The following is a 14,603-nucleotide window of genomic DNA, read 5'->3' on the forward strand; positions in this document are numbered from 1 at the left end:
GGTTGAGAGGTGTCTAGTCCCTCGACCTGGTGAGACTGTTTGCAGCGGCCTGGGTTACGCCTTCAGCGGAACCAGACGGGGAGCGATCATGTTTTCCGGACGCAGGATGTCGTTGAGCATCTCTTCGTCCAGCAGCTTCTCTTCGCGCACCAGTTCCAGCACGCCGCGGCCGGTTTCCAGGGCGACGCGGGCGATACGGGTGGCGTTTTCGTAGCCGATGTACGGGTTCAGGGCGGTGACCAGGCCGATCGAGTGCTCGACCAGTTCACGGCAGCGCTGTTCGTTGGCGGTGATGCCGACGATGCAGTGCTCGCGCAGCATGTCCATGGCGCGTTGCAGCAGGCGGATCGAGTCGAAGATCTTGTAGGCGATCAGCGGTTCCATCACGTTCAGCTGCAGCTGGCCACCTTCGGCGGCGACGGTCAGGGCCAGGTCGTTGCCCATGATGGCGAACGCGACTTGGTTGACGGCTTCCGGGATAACCGGGTTGACCTTGCCTGGCATGATCGAGCTGCCTGGCTGGCGCGCCGGCAGGTTGATCTCGTTGATGCCGGTGCGTGGGCCGCTGGACAGCAGGCGCAGGTCGTTGCAGATCTTCGACAGCTTGACCGCGGTGCGCTTGAGCATGCCGGAGAACAGCACGAAGGCGCCCATGTCGGAGGTGGCTTCGATCAGGTCGGCAGCCGGCACCAGCGGCTGGCCGCTGATGATCGCCAGGCGCTGCACGGCCAGCATCTGGTAGCCCGGGTCGGCGTTGATGCCGGTACCGATGGCGGTGCCACCCAGGTTGATTTCGGTCAGCAGTTCCGGAGCCAGCGAGCGCAGGCGCTGCAGGTCTTCGGTCATGGTGGTGGCGAAGGCGCGGAATTCCTGGCCCAGGGTCATCGGCACGGCGTCCTGCAGCTGGGTACGGCCCATCTTCAGTACGTGGTCGAACTCTTTACCTTTGGCAGCGAATGCCTGGATCAGGCTGTCGAGGCTGGCCAGCAGGGCGTCGTGGCCCAGCAGCAGACCCAGACGGATCGCGGTCGGGTAGGCGTCGTTGGTCGACTGCGCCATGTTCACATCGTTGTTCGGGTGCAGGTACTGGTACTCACCCTTCTGGTGACCCATGGCCTCCAGCGCGATGTTGGCGATGACTTCGTTGGCGTTCATGTTGGTGGAAGTACCAGCACCGCCTTGAATCATGTCCACCACGAACTGCTCGTGGTAGTCGCCTTTGATCAGTCGTGCGCAGGCTGCGCTGATCGCGGCGTGCTTGGCATCGCTCAGGTGCCCCAGCTCACGGTTGGCGTCAGCAGCTGCCTGCTTGACCATCGCCAGGCCGACTACCAGTTTCGGGTAGTGCGACAGCGGAACACCGGAGAGGTGGAAGTTGTTGGCAGCGCGCAGAGTCTGGATGCCGTAGTAGGCATCGGCAGGGACTTCAAGGGTACCAAGCAGATCTTTTTCGACGCGGAACGATGCAGCGGAGGACATGATGGATATCATCTCGATTTTGACCCGGCACCTGCCGGAATGGCGCCAATGCTAGGGCTGCCCAGATTTTGCGGCCAATGCTGTTGCACGCTAACCTATGCGCAAACGGCATACGGTTTGATGTGACGCCGATTGACAATCGAGCGTGTTCCATTTTGGTGCACGCAGTGCGGAGTAGTCGATGAACCTCGAAAGCAAATGGCTGGAGGACTTCAGTGCCCTGGCCTCGACCCGCAGTTTCTCGCAAGCGGCCGAGCGCCGGTTCGTTACCCAGCCAGCGTTCAGCCGACGCATACGCAGCCTGGAAGCGGCGCTTGGCCTGACCTTGGTGAATCGTTCCCGCACACCTATCGAACTGACCGAGGCCGGGCAGCTGTTTCTCGTCACTGCGCGCACCGTTGTCGACCAGTTGAGCGAAGTTCTTCGCCATTTACATCACCTGGAAGGCGGCCAGGGCGAGGTGATCCAGGTCTCGGCCGCGCACTCTTTGGCATCGGGCTTTTTCCCGCGCTGGGTGGCGCAATTGCGCAACGATGGCCTGAACATCGCCACGCGCCTGGTCGCCACCAACGTCGGCGATGCGGTGCATGCATTGCGCGAAGGCGGCTGTGACCTGATGCTGGCGTTCTATGACCCGGACGCGGCGCTGCAAATGGACGCCGAGATCTTCCCGTCACTGCACATGGGCACTACCGAAATGCTTCCGGTGTGTGCCGTGGGCCCCGACGGCAAGCCGTTGTTCGACCTGGAGGGGGAGGCCAGCGTGCCGTTGCTGGCCTACAGCGCCGGCGCTTTCCTCGGCCGATCAGTCAACTTGCTGCTGCGCCAGCGCAACCTGCGCTATACCACTGTCTATGAAACGGCCATGGCCGACAGCCTCAAGAGCATGGCGCTCGAAGGCATGGGTATCGCCTGGGTGCCGAAACTGTCGATGCGCGGCGAGCTGGAGCGCGGCGAGCTGGCGATCTGCGGTGGCAGCCAGTGGCATGTGCCACTGGAAATCCGCCTGTATCGCTGTGCCCTGGTGCGCAAGGCCAACGTGCGCTTGCTGTGGCGCAAGCTGGAGGGTGGTTCAGTTGACCCAAAAGTCAGCCAAACCCCCGAAAAATAAGGCCGACAGTTGGTCGCCGGGGTGCCTTAAACGCACTCCCTTGCGGTATACTGCGCGGCCTTTCGACCGGACAGCTCCGGTCCAGATCAGCAAACAAGCCACGCCGGTCGTCCCGCGTGGCTTGTTGTTTTTTGACGCGCCTGCGGGCGCACAAGCGAAGAGGCTCGACGATGAGTGCACTGGTTGGCGTGATCATGGGCTCCAAGTCCGATTGGTCCACCCTTAGCCACACCGCCGATATGCTGGAAAAACTCGGCATTCCCTACGAAGTGAAGGTGGTTTCCGCCCACCGCACCCCGGACCTGCTGTTCCAGTACGCCGATGAGGCCGAAGGCCGCGGCATCGAAGTGATCATCGCCGGTGCCGGCGGCGCCGCCCACCTGCCGGGCATGTGCGCCGCCAAGACCCACCTGCCGGTGCTCGGCGTGCCGGTGCAGTCGTCGATGCTGTCGGGTGTCGATTCGCTGCTGTCGATCGTGCAGATGCCTGCCGGCGTCCCGGTCGCCACCCTGGCCATCGGCAAGGCTGGCGCGATCAACGCAGCCTTGCTGTCGGCGAGCATCCTCGGGGCCAAGCACCCGCAGTTCCACGCGGCGCTCAAGCAGTTCCGCACCGAGCAGACCGACACCGTGCTGGACAATCCAGACCCGCGTCAGGCTTGAGGCTGAAACCCATGAAGATCGGTGTAATCGGTGGTGGCCAGCTGGGCCGCATGCTGGCCCTGGCGGGCACTCCGCTGGGCATGAACTTCGCTTTCCTCGACCCGGCACCGGACGCCTGCGCCGCGCCGCTGGGCGAGCACCTGCGCGCCGATTACGGCGACCAGGACCATCTGCGCCAGCTGGCCGACGAAGTCGACCTGGTGACCTTCGAGTTCGAAAGCGTGCCGGCCGAGACCGTGGCCTTCCTCTCGCAGTTCGTCCCGGTCTACCCGAGCGCCGAGGCCCTGCGCATCGCCCGTGACCGCCTGTTCGAGAAGAGCATGTTCCGCGACCTGGGGATTCCCACCCCGGCCTTTGCCGACATTCTTTCGCAGGCGGACCTCGATGCCGCGGTGGCCAGCATCGGCCTGCCGGCCGTGCTCAAGACCCGCACCCTGGGTTACGACGGCAAGGGCCAGAAGGTCCTGCGCAAGCCCGAAGACGTGGTCGGCACTTTCGCCGAACTGGGCAGCGTGCCGTGCCTGCTTGAAGGCTTCGTGCCGTTCACCGGTGAAGTGTCGCTGGTGGCCGTGCGTGCCCGCGATGGCGAAACCCGCTTCTACCCGCTGGTGCACAACACCCACGACAGCGGCATCCTGCGCCTGTCGGTGGCAAGCGTTGCGCACCCGCTGCAGGCCTTGGCCGAAGACTACGTCGGCCGCGTGCTGCAGAAGCTCGACTACGTCGGCGTCATGGCCTTCGAGTTCTTCGAAGTCGACGGTGGCCTGAAGGCCAACGAAATCGCCCCGCGTGTGCACAACTCCGGGCACTGGACCATCGAAGGCAGCGAGTGCAGCCAGTTCGAGAACCACCTGCGCGCCGTGGCCGGCCTGCCGTTGGGCTCGACCGCCAAGGTCGGCGAGAGCGCCATGCTCAACTTCATCGGTGAAGTGCCGCCGGTGGATAAGGTGGTCGCCATCGATGACTGTCACCTGCACCACTACGGCAAGGCATTCAAGGTCGGGCGCAAGGTCGGCCACGCCACCCTGCGCTGCCAGGACATGGCCACCCTCAAGGCCAAGATTGCCGAAGTAGAGGCGTTGATCGCCGGCTGATCGAACTTCTGCCGGGCATTGCCGCTCTGAGATGGCAACATGCCAAAGCGCTGACTAGGCTTTGGCATGTTTCATGTTCATCACAGAGGGATTGCCATGGGCATCATTGGAACCATCTTCATCGGCCTGATCGTCGGCCTGCTGGCGCGTTTCCTGAAACCGGGTGACGACAGCATGGGCTGGATCATGACCATCCTCCTCGGCATCGCCGGTTCCCTGGCCGCCACCTACGGCGGACAAGCCCTGGGCATCTACGAGGCCGGGCAGGCCGCGGGCTTCTTCGGGGCCCTGGTCGGCGCGATCATCCTGCTGGTGATCTACGGCTTCATCAAGAAACGCTGAATTCCCGCTAGAATGCCCGGCAATTCATCCTGAGTTGCCGAGCATTTTCATGCGTGCGTTATTCCTCATCCCCCTGTTGCTGACCAGCGCCCTGGCCCATGCCGAGCTGCCCGAGACCGACTGGCTGGAGCTGATGCCCAAGTCGGACCAGAAGGCGCTCGAGCAGATGCCCGAGATCGACCACAACTCCCCGGAAGCCTTGGGCACCTTCACCGCCAAGGGGGGGCTGAAGCAGAGCAAGGGCCTGCCGGCAGTGATGTACTCGACCAAGACCGTGGCCGCCATGAACGGCAGGCAGATCCGCCTGGGTGGGTATCCGGTGCCGCTGGAGAGCGATGCCAAAGGCAACAGCACGCTGTTTTTCCTGGTGCCGTACCCGGGGGCCTGCATCCACGTGCCGCCGCCGCCACCGAACCAGTTGGTGCTGGTGCGGTATCCGAAAGGATTGAAGATCGACGATATCTACACACCGTTGTGGGTGACCGGCACCTTGAAGGTGGAGAAAGTCAGCAATGACCTGGCGGATGCGGCGTATGCGTTGGAGGCGGGGCAGGTGAGGGTGGTGGAGGATGCGGACCTGTAGGCATTGTAATGCCTTGGCTGGCCCTATCGCCGGCTTGCCGGCGATGCGGTCGGCCGAAATGCCTGAATCAGAGCGCCTCGCTACCGATCGCCACGCTCATCGCATGAGTCGCCCCTGGCTTGAGCACCACCACGTCATCCATCACATTCGCCGTCTCGATGCACAGCATGCGCTGCCAGCCATCGTCGGCCATGTCCGGCAGGTCGCGGGCGCGGTCGGTCCAGGGGTTCCAGATTACCGCAGTGCGTGAGCCGCCAGCGGTAAGGGTGATACGCCGGTTCCAGTGCGGATCGACAATTGCCAGTTGCGCAGGCGCGTTCAGGTAGATGCGATCAGTCTCGCCCGCGAAACCCAGGTTGCCCTGCTGTTTGCGTTGTTCCCAGTTGGCCAGTGTTTCGATGTAGGCCAACCCGTCCACGCCTTCCACCTGCAGCTGGCGCACATCGCTCACGGCGAAATAGCTGTGCAGGGCCTGGCTCAGGGTAACGTCGGTATTGCCGAGGTTGTAGCTGGTCAGGGTGAGCTTCAGCTGGTCACCCAGCTCTACCAGGAGCTTGAGTTGGACCTCATGAGGCCAACCCGGCAGGTCGCCTTGGGCTTCGGGCAATTCGAACTCGACCTGCAGGTGATCGCCTTGTTCCTCGGCGCGCAACAACTGCCAGTCGCGGCCACGCACCAGGCCGTGGGCCGGCGGCTGCTCGCCCTTGAACATGGCTTTGACCGAATCCGGGTTGCGTTCGAAGATACCGAACCAAGGCCAGCACACGGGTGCGCCGGCACGCACCGACTTGCCCTGGCGGAAGATCGCCTGGTCGCTCAGCCACAGCAGCGGTGGCTGGCCCAGGCGCTGATAGCTCAGGACCTGGGCGCCCTGCTGGGCAATCAGTAGTTCGGCATGATCGCTGGTGATGCGCCAGCAGTTGAGTTCGCCGTGCAGCTCGGTCTCGACCGTGAAGTTAGCCATTGCGCTCGTCTCATTGATTGTCTGTCAGGCCGTTGGACCCGGTGACGTGCAATGAGTTTACCGCTCGCCAGGCTCAGCGACGAGGTACGGAGCGAGTGCGACCACTGCCATCGATGGCGACGAACACGAACACCGCCTCGGTGACCTTGCGCCATTCGCTGGACAGCGGGTCGTCGCTCCACACTTCGACCATCATCTGGATCGAGCTGCGGCCGATCTCCAGGGTCTGGGTATAAAAGGACAGTTGCGCGCCCACGGCCACCGGGACCAGGAACGCCATGCGGTCGATGGCTACCGTGGCCACTCGGCCTCCGGCGACGCGGCTGGCCATGGCGGTGCCGGCCAGGTCCATCTGGGCGACCAGCCAGCCGCCGAAGATATCGCCGAAACCATTGGTTTCGCGCGGCAGCGCGGTGATCTGCAAGGCCAGGTCGCCTTGCGGGATAGGATCTTCTTGTTCGAGCTCAATCATGCCGTGGGGCCTCTGACCCGTGACGCTTCGTTGGTGGCGCAATAACGGACGCCGTAAAAACGATTCAGCAACACGCATACTACGCTGATTTCGCTTCAGGGGGCGGCCTCAGGGAAACTCTGCGAAACAGTCTGACAACGATGACCGACGTTTTCGCACAACATCCCTCAGGATAAGCAACCTTTTCCTACGAGCGGGCAGTATATATACCTGCACAGCCAGCGACGACCGCGCATTCATGAATATCTGTATGGATTTTGTACCGCTATGAGCGCGGCTCGGCAATTTGCTATCTTCGCCGACTACTCAATCCAGAAGCCGCATGCCAAGCGGTCCGCAGACCTACAAGAGAAAGAACAGCGATGACCTCCGTGCAGAGCAGTATCGAGCAGCCGTCCCGGCCGTTGTCCCGCAGTGACTACAAGACCCTCTCGCTGTCCGCCCTGGGCGGTGCCCTGGAGTTCTACGACTTCATCATCTTCGTGTTCTTCGCCACGGTGGTGGGCAAGCTGTTCTTCCCCGCCGACATGCCCGAATGGCTGCGCCTGATGCAGACCTTCGGCATCTTCGCCGCCGGCTACCTGGCCCGGCCATTGGGCGGCATCGTCATGGCCCACTTCGGCGACCTGCTCGGACGCAAGAAGATGTTCACCCTGAGCATTTTCATGATGGCCGTGCCGACCCTGGTGATGGGGCTGCTGCCCACCTATGCGCAGATTGGCCTGTGGGCGCCGATCCTGCTGCTGCTGATGCGGGTTATCCAGGGCGCGGCCATCGGTGGCGAGGTGCCCGGGGCCTGGGTGTTCGTCTCCGAGCACGTGCCGGCGCGCAACACCGGCTATGCCTGCGGCACCCTGACCGCCGGCCTGACCTCGGGCATCCTGCTTGGCTCGCTGGTGGCGACGCTGATCAACACGATCTACAGCCCCGAGGAAGTGGCGGACTACGCCTGGCGTATCCCGTTCCTGCTCGGTGGGGTGTTCGGCTTCTTCGCGGTCTACCTGCGCCGCTGGCTGCATGAGACCCCGGTGTTCGCCGAGATGCAGGCGCGCAAGGCTCTGGCCGAGGAGTTGCCACTGCGCGCGGTGCTGCGTGATCATCGCGGCGCGATCATCCTGTCGATGCTGCTGACCTGGCTGCTGTCGGCCGGCATCGTGGTGATCATCCTGATGACCCCGGCCTTGCTACAGAGCCTCTACCACGTCAGCCCCACCGACTCGCTAAAGGCCAATAGCCTGGCCATCGTGCTGCTCAGCCTGGGCTGCGTCGGCGCTGGCAGCCTGGCCGACCGTTTCGGTGCCGGTCGGGTGTTCATCCTCGGCAGCCTGGCGCTGCTGGCGTCGTCCTGGGCCTTCTACCACAGCCTGCCGACCCGCCCGGACCTGCTGTTCCCGCTCTATGCGCTGACTGGCCTGTGCGTGGGTATCGTCGGCGCCGTGCCTTACGTGATGGTCAAGGCGTTCCCGCCGGTAGTGCGCTTCAGCGGCCTGTCGTTCTCCTACAACCTGGCCTATGCGATCTTCGGTGGCCTCACGCCGATGGTAGTGACTGCGCTGCTGAAGTTCAGTCCGATGGCACCCGCCTATTACGTGGCGTGCCTGTGCGCCGTTGGTCTACTGGTGGGCATCTATCTGCTCGCACGCAAACGCTGAAACCCGCTCTAACTCCCCCTCTGCAACATCCTGTAAAGGCCATCCCGGTTACCGGTGATGGCCTTTCATCCAATTGTCACATTCGAGTCATAGAGTGTTCATGCGGCCTGCAGATACTTGGGCCCGTTCCATCTCACAACCCACGATATTCCTGCTAGGAGCAAGGCATGAAACTGAAGCGTTTGATGGCGGCCCTGACCTTTGCCGCCGCTGGCGTCGCTGCCGCCAATGCGGTCGCCGCTGTCGATCCTGCAATCCCGACCTACACCAAGACCACCGGTGTTTCGGGCAACCTCTCCAGCGTCGGTTCCGACACCCTCGCGAACCTGATGACCCTGTGGGCCGAGGCCTACAAGAAGGAATATCCGAACGTAAACATCCAGATCCAGGCCGCCGGTTCCTCGACCGCGCCACCTGCCCTGACTGAAGGCACCGCCAACCTGGGCCCGATGAGCCGCAAGATGAAGGACGTCGAGCTGCAGGCGTTCGAGCAGAAGTACGGCTACAAGCCGACTGCCATCCCGGTTGCCGTTGACGCCCTGGCCGTGTTCGTTCACAAGGACAACCCGATCAAAGGCCTGACCATGGCCCAGGTCGACGCCATCTTCTCCTCCACCCGTCTGTGCGGTGGCAAAGCCGACGTCAAGACCTGGGGCGACCTGGGTGTGACCGGCGACCTGGCCAACAAGCCAGTTCAGCTGTTCGGCCGTAACTCGGTATCCGGCACCTACGGCTACTTCAAGGAAGAAGCCCTGTGCAAAGGCGACTTCAAGCCTAACGTCAACGAACAGCCTGGCTCGGCTTCGGTCGTGCAGTCGATCAGTTCCTCGCTGAACGGCATCGGCTACTCGGGCATCGGCTACAAGACCGCCAGCGTCAAGACCGTGGCCCTGGCCAAGAAAGAAGGCGGCGCGTTCGTCGAAGACAACGAAGCCAACGCCCTGAACGGTACCTACCCGCTGTCGCGCTTCCTCTACGTCTACGTCAACAAGGCCCCGAACAAGCCTCTGGCCCCGCTGGAAGCCGAGTTCGTCAAGCTGGTGCTGTCGCAGGCCGGCCAGCAAGTTGTCGTGAAGGACGGCTACATCCCGCTGCCAGCCAAGGTGGTCGACAAGACCCTGGCCGACCTGGGCCTGTCCCACGCGGGTAACGTTGCAAAGAAGTAAGTAATTGAGGATGAGGCCGGTGCCAAAAATGCCGGCCTCCTCCACGAATTCCTTAGTCCGAAGCCAGGGCTCCTGCGCGGCGGGCTTTTTTGCGTCACTGCACTGTCATGTTTTTGTCATACGGGACCGCTAGGGTGTGCGCATGAATGATCTGGCCAACTCCACAATGACCCAAAATTCTCCTCCGGTGCGCATTGACTTCAATACGCCCGAGTTGCAACGCAAGCGCCGCCTGCGCGCCCTCAAGGATCGCCTGACCCGCTGGTACGTCCTGGTGGGCGGGCTCGCCGTGCTGGCGGCGATCACGCTGATCTTCTTCTACCTGGCCTATGTGGTGCTGCCGCTGTTCCAGGGTGCCACGCTGTCCAGCAAGAAGGCGCTGGAGCCGACCTGGCTGCAGCAGGACGCCGGTAAACCGCTGCTGATCGCCCTCGAGGAACAGAACCTCGTGGGTATGCGTGTATCCGACAAGGGCCAGGCCCTGTTCTTCGATACCAAGACCGGCAACGAACTGAAGCGCGTCGACCTGCCGCTGCCGGCCGGCGCCCAGGTCAGCTCGATCAGCACCGACCAGCCGGGCAGCCCGCTGGTGGTGGTGGGCCTGTCCAACGGCCAGGCGCTGGTGTTCCACCACACCTACAAGATCACCTATCCGGACAACAAGAAGACCATCGAGGCGGGCATCGACTTCCCCTATGGTCAGGACCTGTTCACCCTGGATGACCAAGGCCGCGCACTGGAACATGTGAGCGTCAACGTCAACGGCGACACTTTGTTGCTGGCCGGTTCCACCGGTGCGCACCTGCAGGTGATCGAACTGTCGCGCACCGAGAACATGATGACCGACGAGGTCACTGTCGAGCAGAACCGTATCGAACTGCCGCAGATGACCGAGGTGGTGAAGAACATCTTCATCGACCCGCGCCAGCAGTGGCTGTACGTGGTCAACGGCCGTGCCACCGCCGACGTGTTCAGCCTGCGCGACAAGAGCCTCAACGGCCGCTACAAGCTGCTCGAGGACGGCAACGCCGAGATCACCGCGACCGCCCAGCTGGTCGGTGGCATCTCGCTGATCTTCGGTGACTCCAAGGGTGGCCTGAGCCAGTGGTTCATGGCCCGTGACCCCGATGGCGAGTCGCGCTTCAAGTTGATCCGCAGCTTCCAGATGGGCAAGGCCCCGGTGGTGCAGATCGACGCCGAGGAGCGCCGCAAGGGCTTCATCGCTCTGGATAGCGAAGGCAAGCTCGGCGTGTTCCACAGCACCGCGCACCGTACCCTGCTGGTCGAGCCGGTCGCCGAAGGCGCGGGCATCCTCGCCCTGTCGCCACGCGCCAACCGCATCATCATCGAGCAAGGCGGCAAGCTGTTGCCGCTGAGCCTGAAGAACCCGCACCCGGAAGTCTCGTTCAGCGCGCTGTGGGGCAAGGTCTGGTACGAGAACTACGACGAGCCCAAGTATGTCTGGCAGTCGACCGCCTCGAATACCGACTTCGAACCCAAGCTGAGCCTGTCGCCGCTGACCTTCGGTACGCTCAAGGCCGCGTTCTACGCGATGATCCTGGCCGCGCCGCTGGCCATTGCCGCCGCCATCTACACCGCCTACTTCATGGCCCCGGGCATGCGCCGCAAGGTCAAGCCGGTGATCGAGTTGATGGAAGCGATGCCGACGGTGATCCTCGGCTTCTTCGCTGGCCTGTTCCTGGCGCCGTATCTGGAAGGTCACCTGCCGGGCGTGTTCAGCCTGTTCCTGATCATGCCGATCGGTATCCTGCTCGCCGGCTTCAGCTGGAGCCGCCTGCCGGAGTCGATCCGCCTGCGCATCCCGGATGGCTGGGAAGCGGCGATCCTGATCCCGGTCATCCTCGTGATCGGTTGGTTTGCCCTGTACATGAGCCCGTTCCTCGAGAGCTGGTTCTTCAATGGCGACATGCGCCTGTGGATCAGCAACGACATCGGCATCACCTACGACCAGCGCAACGCCCTGGTGGTCGGTATCGCCATGGGCTTCGCGGTCATCCCGAACATCTACTCCATCGCCGAAGACGCCGTGTTCAGCGTGCCGCGCAGCCTGACCCTGGGTTCGCTGGCCCTGGGCGCGACGCCATGGCAGACCTTGACCCGCGTGGTCATCCTCACCGCCAGCCCGGGCATCTTCTCGGCGCTGATGATCGGCATGGGCCGTGCGGTGGGCGAGACCATGATCGTGCTGATGGCCACCGGCAACACCCCGGTGATGGAGCTGAACCTGTTCGAGGGCATGCGCACCCTGGCCGCCAACGTGGCCGTGGAAATGCCCGAATCGGAAGTCGGCGGTAGCCACTATCGTGTGCTGTTCCTCGCCGCCCTCGTGCTGCTGATGTTCACCTTCGTGATGAACACCCTGGCCGAGCTGATTCGCCAGCGCCTGCGCAAGAAATACTCGTCGCTTTGATAGAAAGGTAGAGATCCGTGAAAAAGGATTCCCTCAAAGGCTGGTTCAAGAGCGGCGCCCCCGGCGTCTGGATCAGTGGCGGCGCGGTGGCCATGGCGGTCATCATGACCGTCGGCCTGCTGGCCGTGATCGCCGTGCGTGGCCTGGGCCACTTCTGGCCGGCCGACCTGGTCCAGGCCACCTACAAGGTGCCGGGCCAGGCTGACCACATCGTCATCGGTGAAGTGGTGCAGAAGGAAGAAGTGCCCCGTGAACGCCTCAAGGGTGCCGGCCTGCCGGTGCCCGACCAAGGCCCGGAGTTCATGACCCGCGAGCTGATCAAGGTGGGCAACCGCGACCTCAATGGCAGCGACTTCACCTGGGTGGTCGGCGAGTGGCTGGTCGACCAGCAGAAACCTGCCGACCTGATTGCCCTGGAGCGCCGCGAATGGGGCAACTTCTACGGCTATCTGGTCAGCGTCAAGGAAGAAGGCCGCGTGGTCGCCCAGGGGCCGGAAGCCTGGAACGAGCTGCAGGCCCGCCTCAAGCGCGCCAGCCAGCTCAACGACCAGCTTGTGAAGCTCGAGAAGAAGGACATCGGTGCCATCAACCACGGCCTGGAGCGCCTGCGCCTGCACAGCCGCAAGCTGGAGCTGGACGGCAAGCTCGACGCCGCCGCCCAGGCCGACATGGACGCCGAGCGCGCCGAGCTGAACAACCGCTACAAGGCCATCGAAGAGCGCCTCAACGGCCTGCACCAGGAGTTCGCCCGCGACAGCCTGGTAGCCCGCGACGGCAACGGCCGCGAAGTGGAGATCAACCTGAGCAAGGTGGTCCACGCCATCCAGCCGAACGCCATGTCCGGTTTTACCAAGATGGGCGCCTACTTCGCCAAGGTGTGGGAGTTCCTCAGCGACGACCCGCGTGAGGCCAACACTGAAGGCGGTATCTTCCCGGCCATCTTCGGCACCGTGATGATGACCCTGATCATGGCAGTGATCGTCACCCCGTTCGGTGTACTGGCTGCCGTCTACCTGCGTGAATACGCCAGGCAGGGGCCGGTGACTCGATTGATCCGTATTGCCGTGAACAACCTCGCCGGCGTCCCGGCGATCGTCTACGGCGTGTTCGGCCTGGGCTTCTTCGTCTACGTGCTGGGCGGCTCGATCGACCGGCTGTTCTTCCCCGAGTCGCTGCCGGCACCTACGCTGGGTACGCCGGGCCTGCTGTGGGCTTCGCTGACCCTGGCGCTGCTGGCCGTGCCGGTGGTGATCGTGGCCACCGAGGAAGGCCTGGCGCGTATTCCGCGCACCGTGCGCGAAGGTTCGCTGGCCCTGGGCGCGACCAAGGCCGAGACCTTGTGGAAGATCGTCCTGCCGATGGCCAGCCCGGCCATGATGACCGGCATGATCCTCGCCGTGGCCCGCGCCGCCGGCGAAGTGGCCCCGCTGATGCTGGTGGGTGTGGTGAAGCTGGCGCCATCGCTGCCGGTGGACGGTAACTACCCGTACCTGCACCTGGACCAGAAGATCATGCACCTGGGCTTCCACATCTACGACGTCGGCTTCCAGAGCCCCAACGTCGAGGCCGCGCGGCCGCTGGTGTACGCCACCGCGCTGCTGCTGGTGCTGGTGATCGCCACCCTCAACCTCTCGGCGGTGTGGATCCGTAACCACCTGCGCGAGAAGTACAAGGCCCTGGACCATTGATTTCAAAGCCTAAGCCACAAGCGGCAAGCGCCAAACAGCTCGCCGCTTTGCTCAAACTTGCAGCTTGCAGCTGATAGCTTGCAGCTACAAAAGGAGTAAGAACATGCAACACGAAGCTCATACCCACGGCATCGACATGTCGGCCCTGGGCCGCGACAAGCAGAGCCTGCGCCTGGCTGAAGAGACCGTGGCCATCGAAGTGCCCGGCCTATCGCTGTTCTACGGCGACAAGCAGGCGCTGTTCGACGTCAGCATGAACATCCCCAAGCAGCGTGTGACCGCCTTCATCGGCCCGTCCGGCTGCGGCAAGTCCACGCTGCTGCGCACCTTCAACCGCATGAACGATCTGGTCGACGGCTGCCGTGTCGAAGGCGCCATCAACCTGTACGGCAACAACATCTACCGCAAGGGCGAGGACGTGGCCGAGCTGCGCCGTCGCGTGGGCATGGTGTTCCAGAAGCCCAACCCGTTCCCCAAGACCATCTACGAGAACGTGGTCTACGGCCTGCGTATCCAGGGCATCAACAAGAAGCGCACCCTCGACGAGGCCGTCGAGTGGGCGCTGAAGGGCGCGGCCCTGTGGGATGAGGTCAAGGACCGCCTGCACGAGTCGGCGCTGGGCCTGTCCGGTGGCCAGCAGCAGCGTCTGGTGATCGCCCGTACCATTGCCGTCGAGCCGGAAGTGCTGCTGCTCGACGAGCCGTGCTCGGCACTGGACCCGATCTCGACGCTGAAGGTCGAAGAGCTGATCTACGAACTGAAATCCAAGTACACCATCGTCATCGTCACCCACAACATGCAGCAGGCGGCCCGTGTTTCGGACTACACCGCCTTCATGTACATGGGCAAACTGGTCGAATTCGGTGATACCGACACCCTGTTCACCAACCCGGCGAAGAAGCAGACCGAAGACTACATCACCGGTCGCTACGGCTAACACCGGCAGGGTAGGAACGCCA

The 14,603-nt window shown here is 63.3% G+C and carries 13 protein-coding genes; 10 read left to right on the forward strand and 3 right to left on the reverse strand.

Going from position 1 to position 14,603, the window contains the following annotated elements:
- Positions 1 to 54: 54 nt before the first annotated feature.
- Complete coding sequence (gene aspA, locus ABZO33_RS03250; RefSeq protein WP_031314847.1) at positions 55 to 1,479, reverse strand: aspartate ammonia-lyase; 1,425 nt, start codon at positions 1,477 to 1,479, stop codon at positions 55 to 57.
- Between the two features lie 181 nt (positions 1,480 to 1,660).
- On the opposite strand from aspA, the gene ABZO33_RS03255 reads away from it, so the two are divergent.
- The 5 genes from ABZO33_RS03255 to ABZO33_RS03275 all read left to right on the forward strand — a co-directional run bounded on the left by ABZO33_RS03255 (position 1,661) and on the right by ABZO33_RS03275 (position 5,271).
- The gene (locus ABZO33_RS03255) at positions 1,661 to 2,590 is read left to right on the forward strand and encodes a LysR substrate-binding domain-containing protein (protein WP_414534827.1); all 930 of its coding nucleotides are present in this window, start codon (positions 1,661 to 1,663) and stop codon (positions 2,588 to 2,590) included.
- Between the two features lie 170 nt (positions 2,591 to 2,760).
- Entirely contained in the window at positions 2,761 to 3,252 is a 492-nt protein-coding gene (purE, locus tag ABZO33_RS03260) for a 5-(carboxyamino)imidazole ribonucleotide mutase (protein WP_031314848.1), read from the forward strand.
- A gap of 11 nt (positions 3,253 to 3,263) precedes the next feature.
- Positions 3,264 to 4,346, forward strand: coding sequence for a 5-(carboxyamino)imidazole ribonucleotide synthase (locus ABZO33_RS03265; RefSeq protein ID WP_414534828.1), 1,083 nt, complete (start codon positions 3,264 to 3,266; stop codon positions 4,344 to 4,346).
- 96 nt (positions 4,347 to 4,442) lie between these two features.
- Positions 4,443 to 4,688 (forward strand): GlsB/YeaQ/YmgE family stress response membrane protein, encoded by a 246-nt coding sequence (locus ABZO33_RS03270; protein WP_414534829.1) that lies wholly within the window; start codon positions 4,443 to 4,445, stop codon positions 4,686 to 4,688.
- Positions 4,689 to 4,737: 49 nt separating this feature from the next.
- Positions 4,738 to 5,271 carry a DUF3299 domain-containing protein gene (locus ABZO33_RS03275; RefSeq protein WP_414534830.1) on the forward strand — a complete coding sequence of 178 codons (534 nt, stop codon included), beginning with the start codon at positions 4,738 to 4,740 and terminating at the stop codon, positions 5,269 to 5,271.
- A 67-nt stretch (positions 5,272 to 5,338) separates the two neighbouring features.
- Here ABZO33_RS03275 and ABZO33_RS03280 read toward each other — a convergent pair whose 3' ends face one another.
- The gene (locus tag ABZO33_RS03280) at positions 5,339 to 6,235 is read right to left on the reverse strand and encodes a D-hexose-6-phosphate mutarotase (RefSeq protein WP_414534831.1); all 897 of its coding nucleotides are present in this window, start codon (positions 6,233 to 6,235) and stop codon (positions 5,339 to 5,341) included.
- Positions 6,236 to 6,308: 73 nt separating this feature from the next.
- Complete coding sequence (locus ABZO33_RS03285; RefSeq protein ID WP_003253317.1) at positions 6,309 to 6,707, reverse strand: acyl-CoA thioesterase; 399 nt, start codon at positions 6,705 to 6,707, stop codon at positions 6,309 to 6,311.
- A 362-nt stretch (positions 6,708 to 7,069) separates the two neighbouring features.
- On the opposite strand from ABZO33_RS03285, the gene ABZO33_RS03290 reads away from it, so the two are divergent.
- The 5 genes from ABZO33_RS03290 to pstB all read left to right on the forward strand — a co-directional run bounded on the left by ABZO33_RS03290 (position 7,070) and on the right by pstB (position 14,581).
- On the forward strand, positions 7,070 to 8,359 hold the full coding sequence (locus tag ABZO33_RS03290) for an MFS transporter (protein ID WP_414534832.1): 1,290 nt from the start codon (positions 7,070 to 7,072) through the stop codon (positions 8,357 to 8,359).
- 167 nt (positions 8,360 to 8,526) lie between these two features.
- The gene (locus ABZO33_RS03295) at positions 8,527 to 9,525 is read left to right on the forward strand and encodes a phosphate ABC transporter substrate-binding protein PstS (protein WP_023629870.1); all 999 of its coding nucleotides are present in this window, start codon (positions 8,527 to 8,529) and stop codon (positions 9,523 to 9,525) included.
- 142 nt (positions 9,526 to 9,667) lie between these two features.
- A complete protein-coding gene (locus ABZO33_RS03300; protein WP_414534833.1) occupies positions 9,668 to 11,956 on the forward strand; it encodes a phosphate ABC transporter permease in 2,289 nt (762 codons plus the stop codon).
- Between the two features lie 17 nt (positions 11,957 to 11,973).
- Positions 11,974 to 13,644 (forward strand): phosphate ABC transporter permease PstA, encoded by a 1,671-nt coding sequence (gene pstA, locus ABZO33_RS03305; protein WP_038707069.1) that lies wholly within the window; start codon positions 11,974 to 11,976, stop codon positions 13,642 to 13,644.
- 103 nt (positions 13,645 to 13,747) lie between these two features.
- Positions 13,748 to 14,581 carry a phosphate ABC transporter ATP-binding protein PstB gene (gene pstB, locus ABZO33_RS03310; protein WP_125466083.1) on the forward strand — a complete coding sequence of 278 codons (834 nt, stop codon included), beginning with the start codon at positions 13,748 to 13,750 and terminating at the stop codon, positions 14,579 to 14,581.
- Positions 14,582 to 14,603: the final 22 nt, after the last annotated feature.

This window comes from Pseudomonas sp. CAM1A (assembly GCF_047501685.1).
In the GTDB taxonomy this organism is placed as follows: Bacteria; Pseudomonadota; Gammaproteobacteria; order Pseudomonadales; family Pseudomonadaceae; genus Aquipseudomonas.

Excerpts from the sequence above, each read along its gene's own strand:
- aspA (WP_031314847.1), bottom strand. The coding sequence starts at position 1,479 with ATGTCCTCCGCTGCATCGTTCCGCGTCGAAAAAGATCTGCTTGGTACC.
- ABZO33_RS03255 (WP_414534827.1), top strand. The coding sequence starts at position 1,661 with ATGAACCTCGAAAGCAAATGGCTGGAGGACTTCAGTGCCCTGGCCTCG.
- purE (WP_031314848.1), top strand. The coding sequence starts at position 2,761 with ATGAGTGCACTGGTTGGCGTGATCATGGGCTCCAAGTCCGATTGGTCC.
- ABZO33_RS03265 (WP_414534828.1), top strand. The coding sequence starts at position 3,264 with ATGAAGATCGGTGTAATCGGTGGTGGCCAGCTGGGCCGCATGCTGGCC.
- ABZO33_RS03270 (WP_414534829.1), top strand. The coding sequence starts at position 4,443 with ATGGGCATCATTGGAACCATCTTCATCGGCCTGATCGTCGGCCTGCTG.
- ABZO33_RS03275 (WP_414534830.1), top strand. The coding sequence starts at position 4,738 with ATGCGTGCGTTATTCCTCATCCCCCTGTTGCTGACCAGCGCCCTGGCC.
- ABZO33_RS03280 (WP_414534831.1), bottom strand. The coding sequence starts at position 6,235 with ATGGCTAACTTCACGGTCGAGACCGAGCTGCACGGCGAACTCAACTGC.
- ABZO33_RS03285 (WP_003253317.1), bottom strand. The coding sequence starts at position 6,707 with ATGATTGAGCTCGAACAAGAAGATCCTATCCCGCAAGGCGACCTGGCC.
- ABZO33_RS03290 (WP_414534832.1), top strand. The coding sequence starts at position 7,070 with ATGACCTCCGTGCAGAGCAGTATCGAGCAGCCGTCCCGGCCGTTGTCC.
- ABZO33_RS03295 (WP_023629870.1), top strand. The coding sequence starts at position 8,527 with ATGAAACTGAAGCGTTTGATGGCGGCCCTGACCTTTGCCGCCGCTGGC.
- ABZO33_RS03300 (WP_414534833.1), top strand. The coding sequence starts at position 9,668 with ATGAATGATCTGGCCAACTCCACAATGACCCAAAATTCTCCTCCGGTG.
- pstB (WP_125466083.1), top strand. The coding sequence starts at position 13,748 with ATGCAACACGAAGCTCATACCCACGGCATCGACATGTCGGCCCTGGGC.